Origin of the sequence: Desulfosporosinus sp. OT (assembly GCF_000224515.1) — a bacterium.
Taxonomy (GTDB): domain Bacteria; phylum Bacillota; class Desulfitobacteriia; order Desulfitobacteriales; family Desulfitobacteriaceae; genus Desulfosporosinus.
This window is the reverse complement of record NZ_AGAF01000242.1, coordinates 52,447-60,885: the sequence shown is the minus strand read 5'-3', so window position 1 is coordinate 60,885 and position 8,439 is coordinate 52,447. Positions and strand designations below refer to the sequence as shown.

Annotated in this window: 8 protein-coding genes and 1 riboswitch; of the genes, 5 read left to right on the top strand and 3 right to left on the bottom strand. The window is 44.4% G+C overall.

What is annotated here, in order from left to right:
- Nucleotides 1–227: 227 nt before the first annotated feature.
- The 3 genes from DOT_RS23070 to queG all read left to right on the top strand — a co-directional run bounded on the left by DOT_RS23070 (nucleotide 228) and on the right by queG (nucleotide 3,630).
- Nucleotides 228–875, top strand: coding sequence for a flavin reductase (locus tag DOT_RS23070; protein ID WP_009623951.1), 648 nt, complete (start codon nucleotides 228–230; stop codon nucleotides 873–875).
- Nucleotides 876–1,322: 447 nt separating this feature from the next.
- A riboswitch (cyclic di-GMP riboswitch) is annotated at nucleotides 1,323–1,410 on the top strand.
- Between the two features lie 62 nt (nucleotides 1,411–1,472).
- The gene (locus tag DOT_RS23065; protein ID WP_242833903.1) at nucleotides 1,473–2,552 is read left to right on the top strand and encodes an HD-GYP domain-containing protein; all 1,080 of its coding nucleotides are present in this window, start codon (nucleotides 1,473–1,475) and stop codon (nucleotides 2,550–2,552) included.
- A gap of 76 nt (nucleotides 2,553–2,628) precedes the next feature.
- Nucleotides 2,629–3,630, top strand: coding sequence for a tRNA epoxyqueuosine(34) reductase QueG (gene queG / locus DOT_RS23060; RefSeq protein ID WP_009623949.1), 1,002 nt, complete (start codon nucleotides 2,629–2,631; stop codon nucleotides 3,628–3,630).
- 175 nt (nucleotides 3,631–3,805) lie between these two features.
- Here the strand turns inward: queG and DOT_RS23055 are convergent, their stop codons facing one another.
- The 3 genes from DOT_RS23055 to DOT_RS23045 all read right to left on the bottom strand — a co-directional run bounded on the left by DOT_RS23055 (nucleotide 3,806) and on the right by DOT_RS23045 (nucleotide 7,459).
- On the bottom strand, nucleotides 3,806–4,969 hold the full coding sequence (locus tag DOT_RS23055) for an aminotransferase class I/II-fold pyridoxal phosphate-dependent enzyme (RefSeq protein ID WP_009623948.1): 1,164 nt from the start codon (nucleotides 4,967–4,969) through the stop codon (nucleotides 3,806–3,808).
- Nucleotides 4,966–5,463, bottom strand: coding sequence for an Lrp/AsnC family transcriptional regulator (locus DOT_RS23050; protein WP_009623947.1), 498 nt, complete (start codon nucleotides 5,461–5,463; stop codon nucleotides 4,966–4,968). The genes DOT_RS23055 and DOT_RS23050 overlap by 4 nt, the downstream gene beginning before the upstream one ends.
- A 70-nt stretch (nucleotides 5,464–5,533) precedes the next feature.
- Entirely contained in the window at nucleotides 5,534–7,459 is a 1,926-nt protein-coding gene (locus tag DOT_RS23045) for an aconitate hydratase (protein ID WP_009623946.1), read from the bottom strand.
- Nucleotides 7,460–7,710: 251 nt separating this feature from the next.
- Here DOT_RS23045 and DOT_RS29135 point away from each other — a divergent pair, with 251 nt between their 5' ends.
- Together DOT_RS29135 and DOT_RS23040 are read left to right on the top strand one after the other, a co-directional pair.
- The gene (locus DOT_RS29135; protein ID WP_083824270.1) at nucleotides 7,711–7,926 is read left to right on the top strand and encodes an FmdB family zinc ribbon protein; all 216 of its coding nucleotides are present in this window, start codon (nucleotides 7,711–7,713) and stop codon (nucleotides 7,924–7,926) included.
- Nucleotides 7,927–7,942: 16 nt separating this feature from the next.
- Nucleotides 7,943–8,413, top strand: a complete 471-nt coding sequence (locus DOT_RS23040) for a tRNA (cytidine(34)-2'-O)-methyltransferase (RefSeq protein ID WP_040413342.1) — start codon at nucleotides 7,943–7,945, stop codon at nucleotides 8,411–8,413.
- The last annotated feature ends 26 nt before the right edge of the window (nucleotides 8,414–8,439 follow it).

The window sequence follows — 8,439 nt, the reverse complement described above, 5'->3', positions numbered from 1 at the left end:
TGATGAACTCTAAGTATGAACTGACCGACCTTCAATTGCTTGAACGGGAGTATAGACTATTATGGAATAAGAAAATGTAATAACTATAAGAGTTTAGAAATGGAACATAGTAACGGAGAGGTCACTATCGGATCCATATGTATGGAATAAATTGTGAGTTCGGGAAAAATAATCTTGACTTAGAACAATTATAATGTTATTTTTGTTTAAATAAAGGAGGGGCTTCAATGGAAAAACAATGGCGCTGTACCGTATGTGGTTATATCCATAATGGCGAAAATCCACCAGACGTCTGTCCAATTTGTGGTGTAGATGCAAGTTTCTTTGAGCTTGTATCTCAAGTGGATGAAGCAAGTATGTCCCCTGAAGTAAAATCAAACGCTAAGCCAATAGTAGTTCAGCCGGATAGAGAAGCAGCAATTCGTCAAGCTCTTTACCGAATTTCATACGGCCTTTATATTATTACAGCACAGGCTGAAGGAAGGGACAATGGTCAATGTGCGAACACCTGTTTCCAAATCACAGCTGAGCCAGCCAGATTGGCCATTGGGATCAATAAATTGAATTATACCCATGAATTAATCCAAAAGAGTGGGAAGTTTGGTGTTTCAGTGCTTAATCAAACTGGTCACGACTATGCGCGCAGGTTTGGATATCGAACAGGTCGCGATGTCGACAAGTTTGAGGGTTTGGCGGTCCATCGTGGAGAGTCAGGAGTTCTTTTGCTTAATGATGTGCTTGTAACCATGGAAGCCTCGGTCGTGGGGCAACTGGATGCGGGGACACATACGTTATTTCTTGCGGACGTTACCGCTGGGGAGATCCTTCAAGAAGGCGATCCAATGACTTACGCTTACTTTAGAGCAAGTAAATAAATTTAATACATTTAATAACATTTAATACATTAGAAAATTAGAGGGGATAGGTTCAACTCCTTTTAGCTACTGTTTTCAAAGTTATTTATGCCCAAGAGGCAAGCGTATGGTGGTCTCTTGGGCATATTTCTATAATTCAGGAGAACCTGTCAATTTACGCAGGGTATATTACTAATTGATAGTCAAGTTGGAGAGAAACACCAGATGTGTCGAGAAGAAGTTCTTGCTATTAATTTGCTTAAAAAGGATTAGATAATTTTGAAAAAATGGGTGAATATTAAAAATAATGAAAATTGTCGAATTTATGGCTGAAAAGTGATATAAATGATTAAAAATACGTTTTGAACAAATATTGTATTTTATTGTAGAACATGCTATATTTCAGTAGTACTAGTGGCCTACTTTGAATAGGACCTAGCGCGCTTTTGCTGGAATTAACTTAATATTCTGCGATAAAGGCAAACTCAGTGAGAGCTGAGGACGCAAAGCCACGGGTCTCCCACACCTTAGAGTGGAAGATAGCCGGGTTACCGAACAAAAATTTGTCGCCGATTTATTGAATTCGGCGTTTTTGTTTTATAAGGAGGGAATTTGGTTTTGAGAACCCATTTAGAACCATTATCAACCAACCTAGTAATTGGCGAACCCTCAGCGATTGATCTGTTTGATAATCAGGGAATACTACTGTTATCTAAAGGAAAGCCAATCACCCAGAACATTCGAGAACTTCTTCAACGGCGCCAGCTTTACACTTTGAAGTACGACCTAGAGAAATCGCATGCACCTCAAAAAACGCATAAATTTTCCAACTCAGAATATCAGGATATTATAGGTTATATACGAGAAATATTTGAGGATACTTGTCTTTTCAGTGTTGGACGTTTAAAAGAAACTTATGCTATGGTCGACAGGATTATAAATGAATTAGAAAGAGCTAGTCAGGTTTACATAGATCTAAATGAATTTCGAATATTTGATAATTACACTTACATTCATTCTATAAATGTGGCGATTATTGCCGCACTTATAGGATCTCAAATGGGGTATAATGGACAAATACTACGAGACTTGACTGTAGGAGCTATTTTCCATGATATTGGTAAAAGCACCATACCGCTTAAAATCCTTAACAAACCAGCAGCGTTAACTGAAGGGGAATTCGAAATAATGAAAAGTCATCCAGTTATAGGAGAGGAAATGCTCAAATTTTCTGGGCTGCCAAGTGAAGCCCTCAGTATTGTCCGTCATCATCATGAGCGCTGGAACGGCAAGGGTTATCCCGATGGTTTAAGGCAAAGGGCAATTAATATTAACGCCCAAATTGTTGCAGTAGCTGATGTCTTTGATGCCCTTGTCGCTGATCGACCCTATCGAAAAGGCTTGCCTCCTTATCATGCCTTAGAAATAATTATTGCCGGGTCAGGGAAAGAGTTCAATGAAGATATTGTGAAAAGCTTTAGACAGTGCTTAATACTCTACCCGCAAAGATCAGTAGTCACCTTAAATACCGGGGAAATAGGGACAGTCATCGCAATTCATCAAAATTATCCAAGTCGTCCACTTATCAGGATTTTGTTTGATAAGTACGGAAACTACCTCTGCGATGAACAGTTCTGTGATTTACTAGAAGATCTGACTCGGTTTGTTCAATCGGTTGATTTTAGTTATGTCTCATAGCTTTTAGCTCTATCTGACAAAATTTGGTCGCAAAGTATAAGGAGATTTACGGGTGACTTAACCTCGAGGAGGAAACATGGATTCAGATGAACAACTGCGCTGGAAAATAAACATAAAAAAATGGGGATGTGAATTAGGCTTTGTAGCGATTGGATTTACTTCGGCCGAACCAGTGGACGGGTTAGATCAATTGCTACAGGACCGAATTGATCGAGGGTTAGCTACACCTTTTGAGGGGAAGGAAGTTAAGCAGCGGATTGATCCGAAGGCGGGGTGGCAAGATTGCCGGACCATTGCGGCCTTAGCCTATCCGCTTCCTTACACGCTTCCTCCTCAAGAAGGTGAGGGAGTGATTGCACGCTCAGCAGTTGGCGAGGACTATCATCGTGTTCTCCGGCAAACATTGAATCGGCTGGTAGATATTATGCTTACCAACGGGTGGCCGGGAACTCCTCGTTGGCAAGTGGATACAGGACCTCTTGTTGAGCGTGCTTTTGCAGTTCGGGCCGGGATTGGCTGGATTGGCCGCAACCAACAGCTCATTATTCCAGGATACGGCTCGTTTGTTGTCTTAGCTCTGCTCCTGTTGGATCGTGAGATTGCATCAGACCGCCCTATCCCCGATCAATGTGGAGTCTGTCAAAGCTGTGTTGAAGTATGTCCGGCACACATCATAGGAAATGAGCCATTCGCGTCAAAAGACTGCGTCTCTTATCTTACCCAAAGAAAGGAGACACTTTCTCCCGAGGAGTGCAAGCGCCTAGGCTTACGAATTTTCGGCTGCGACTCTTGCCAAGACGTTTGTCCCCACAATCAAAAAAGGCTTAAGGAGGAACAAACGGATTCATCCCCATTCTCGCACCGACGAGGAGTAGATTTACTCGAAACTCTCAATTTATCCAAAAGAGAGTTTCAGGAACGCTTTCAAGTAACCGCGGCTGGGTGGCGTGGAAAAGCAATTCTTCAGAGAAATGCCTATTTAGCCATGCAAAATGTTCAAGACTGTCGTTTAAAACCTTGGTTGTCAGAACACAAAAAAGATAAATCAATACCCCCCATTATTTCTCCATATCTCTAACGGGAGGCAAGCAAAAATAAAGTCCCCTCTTGCAAGTTCAGCCGATTCCCGTCAACCCTCAAAGCCATCGAAACTTCCTTTATTGGAGCGAATCTGAATCTGCAAGTAAGAACCGACCCAATAACAGAAAAGGCGAATCGGTTTGACCGATTCGCCTTTTCTGATTGTCCAAAGTTTAACTAATGCGGGGTTGCACAAAACGAGCAATTCGTTTGAGGGCTTCCTGAAGCTGCTCTGTAGAATAAGCATATGAACAGCGAATATGTCCTTCGCCGGAAGGCCCAAAGGCGTTCCCAGGAACGACAGCTACTTTTTCTTCTTTTAAGAGTTCTTCGGCGAACTCTTCAGAGGTCATCTTCGTTTTAGTAATTTCAGGAAAAACATAAAAAGCGCCTAAAGGTTCGAAACAGTCCAGACCCATCTGCCGAAAGCCGTGGACCATCAGGCGACGCCGTCGGTCATAGGCATTGACCATCTCATCTCTCTCTTCGGAGGCAGAACGTAACGCTTCTAAGGCGGCGAATTGGCCCATAATGGGAGCGCAAAGCATTGTGTATTGATGGATTTTTGTCAAACCGGCGACCAAGTCTTTATGTCCAGCAACATAACCAATTCTCCAGCCGGTCATGGCGTAGGATTTGGAGAAGCCGCTGACAAAGAGAGTTCGATCATGCATGCCGGGTAGACTAGCGAAAGACACATGCGTTCCGCCATAAGTGAGATCCGAATAAATGTCATCGGCCAGAACAAGAAGATCATGTTTAGCCACAAAGTCCGCAATGGGGAGCAGATCCTCTCGACTCATGATTGCCCCGGTCGGATTGTTTGGGTAGGAAAGGACAAGGAGTTTAGCTTTGGGAGTATATGCCTGGGCTAAGTCTTCAACGCGTAAACGAAAATCTTCTTTAGCATGGGTCGGAATGTAGTGGACATTTGCACCGGCTAATGTTGCGCAAGGCCCATAGGATACATAGGATGGATTAGGAACTAAGACCACATCTCCAGGTGCGAGAACGGCACGCATCACGAGGTCAACGGCTTCGCTCGCTCCAGAGGTAATCAGAATCTCATCGAGTGGATTGTAGGAAAGACCTAAAGTCGTTGCTAAATGGTGCGCAAGCTCTTCACGCAGCTCAAAGAGTCCGGCGTTGCTAGTATACATGGTCTGTCCCTGTTCTAAAGAAAAAATGCCACTTTCGCGTACTATCCAAGGAGTCACAAAATCTGGTTCTCCAACCCCTAAAGAAATGACGTCTTTCATCGTTGCCACAAGATCAAAAAATTTGCGGATTCCAGAGGGGGGCAGGTTTTCGACATGGGAGGCGAGATATCGATTCATGGCGACACCACCAGACGTTGCAGCGTCTCTTCCTCTCCCATAAGCTCGATCCCGTCTTGCTTATAGCAGCGCAGCACAAAATGGGTAGCTGTGCTCTGAATATGTTCAAGTGGAGCTAATTTTTCGGCGACAAAAAGGGCGACTTCTTGCATTGTTTTACCTTCGATGAGCAGAGCCAGGTCATACCCGCCAGACATCAGAAATAAGGACTTGATCTCGGGATATTTTTGCAACCGTTTAGCTACTTTGTCAAAACCATAGCCCCGCTGTGGTAAGACTCTAACTTCAATAAGGGCGGATACTGATACATCACCGGTTCTCTCCCAGTTGATCAGCGGCCGATATTCGACAATCACTTTTTCTTTTTCCCAATCGCTGATTCTTTGAGTGATGTATTCAGGCGTCAATCCTGTTTGAATGGAAAGTGCCTCAGGTGTTAATCGGCAATCCTCCTCAATGAGTTTGAGTAGTTTACGATCCTCTTCAGTGAGCATTAAATACACCTCTTTTCTAAATATAAAATCATCATATCATGCTTTTATATAACAGAACAAGCTTTGGATATCAAACATTAACAGAATATTTAGTCGAATTCAAAAGGCCCCCTGCAAGCAGGATCTTGGCTTGACGTTCAGTGAGATCGTGTCTGACCCAAATCGGGTTTGAGTCATCATCGAGAGTAAGAGTGAAAGAGTCAGGAGTTTGAATCGCTTGATGCAAATTCGAAAGGTGTAAAATCAATCCTGAGTGAAGGCGGTCAAGGTCTTGCTCGTTGACAAAGGTCAGAGGAAGAATACCAAAATTAATCAGATTAGCACGATGGATGCGGGCAAAACTCTGGGCCAAAACAACTCGCAGTCCTAGATACATGGGAGCAAGGGCGGCGTGTTCACGACTTGAACCTTGACCGTAATTGTGGCCTGCGACGATGATGCTTTGCTTTAAGGCCTTGGCCTTGGCAGCAAACTGAGCATCGATTTTGTGAAAGGTGTATTCGGAAATTGCCGGGATGTTCGAACGGAGAGGAAGAATTTTAGATCCGGCGGGCATGATGTCGTCTGTCGTTATATTGTCCCCAAGTTTTAAAATAATGGGTAAGTCCAGCATGTCATCCAGTACTGGGGCGAGGGGAAGTGGTTGAATGTTGGGACCGCGTCGAATCGGGGTTTTAGGATCGCCAGGTGGCAGAATCATGCTGTCATCAATTCTAAAGCGTTCGGGAAAATTTACGGAGGGTGGGAGTCCCAACGTTCGGGGATCGGTTAAAAATCCTGTCAAGGCACAGGCTGCCGCGACTTCCGGGCTGGACAGAAAGACCGAAGCATCTTGCGTTCCACTGCGCCCTTCAAAATTGCGGTTAAAAGTTCGAACCGAGACGGCTTTAGATACGGGAGACTGCCCCATGCCGATACATGGACCGCAGGTGGATTCAAGAAGTCGTGCTCCACTATCGATGAGGTCTGTCAAAGCGCCATTGTTAGCAAGCATACTTAAGACTTGACGGGACCCAGGAGAAATTACTAAGCTTACGCCCGGATGAACACGTTTTCCTTTAAGGATTTGACTAACACGCATTAAGTCTTGATATGAAGAGTTCGTACAACTTCCGATGGCTACTTGCTGCACGGGGAGGTTAGATCGCTCACTTACAGAAACCACATTATCTGGACTATGGGGCTGGGCCACCATCGGTACAAGCAAGGAAAGATCAATTTTCAGTTCTTCATCATAAGTAGCATCCTCATCAGCAGAAAGAGGGACAAAATCTTGAGCTCTCCCCTGGGCTTCTAAAAAACGAAGCGTCTGTTCGTCGCTGGGAAAGATTGAAGAAGACGCACCTAATTCTGCTCCCATATTTGTGATAGTTGACCGTTCTGGGACAGTAAGGGTTTTAACGCCCGGTCCAGCGTATTCGATTATTTTCCCGACGCCCCCTTTTACCGTGAGAGTGCGAAGTATTTCTAAAATAATATCTTTAGCGGAAACCCAATCAGAGAGTTGACCGGTAAGCCAGACGCGAAGAACTTTGGGGTTAGGCAGATAAAAAGCTCCTCCGCCCATCGCTACGGCAACATCAAGTCCTCCGGCGCCCATGGCGAGCATTCCCATACCACCAGCAGTGGGGGTGTGACTGTCTGATCCAAGCAGAGTTTTCCCGGGTTTGGCGAAGCGTTCAAGATGGACTTGATGACAAATTCCGTTTCCAGGACGGGAAAAATATGCCCCAAAACGCGCGGCTGCACTCTGCAGAAAGGCGTGATCATCCGCATTTTCAAACCCTGTTTGAAGGGTATTATGATCTATATAACTCACCGAGCACTCGGTTTGAACTCTAGAAAGATCCATGGCTTCAAATTGCAAATAAGCCATCGTTCCTGTTGCATCTTGAGTTAACGTCTGATCAATACGAAGAGCAATTTCGTTTCCTTTTTTTAGGTCACCGGCAACTAAGTGCGATGTAAGTATTTTCTGAGCTAGGTTTTGCCCCATGATAATTCCTCCTTTGATGTTAACATTAACATTACCAAAAACGACAAAGAACATCTACGGTTTTACTTAAAGTATACAAAATATCTTATTTAGAATTGGCAGAAATACAATGTTTCGTAATATAGGTTGGGTTTGGCATAATTTCAGGTTATAATAGTTTAATAAGCAAGTCATGGCTGGGTTTGACCTCGAACATCTTCGTTGAGTCATGGCCAGCGGGTAGAAACTTTAATTACTGGGAGGTATCATTAATGCCTATGTATGAATTCGGGTGTCCGAGCTGTGGAGTTCTGACAACAGAATTGTGTAGGATGGGAGAAAACGGTGAATTACTAAAGTGTGTTGAGTGTGGGCACGCCGGGCTTATGAAGCAAATCTCAGGGTTCGCAAGTCTCGGAGTCTCCGGGGGGAATGGGAGTGGTAGCTGCTCGCCGGGATGTCGTGGAAACTGCACAGGGTGTCACTGAAAGGGGAACCAAAGTTTTGAACAAACGGCTAAATATCGTCCTGGTTGAGCCAGAGATCCCACCGAATACGGGAAATGTGGCTCGGCTTTGCGCTGCAACTGGAGCAACACTTCATTTGGTAAAACCTTTAGGGTTTAGCATCGATGACAAGCACCTTAAACGTGCCGGCTTAGATTACTGGCACTTTCTCGATATAGTCATTTATGAAAATTTTAGTGAGTTCGAAGAAAAGAACCCTGAGGGGCCTAGATATCTAGCAACGACAAAAGGTGGACGAGCTCATACAGATATTGCGTATCAGCCTGGAGGGTACCTGCTTTTTGGTAAAGAAACCAAGGGATTGGCTCCGGAAATTTTGGCACGTTATCCTGATACAGCTATTCGGCTACCGATGCTTGCGGAAGCTCGGTCTTTAAATTTATCGAATACTGTAGCGGTTGTTGTTTATGAGGTATTGCGCCAATGGGGTTTCTCGGGTCTGGTGTAGGAAAGGAGCAGAGAAAATGGCACCCA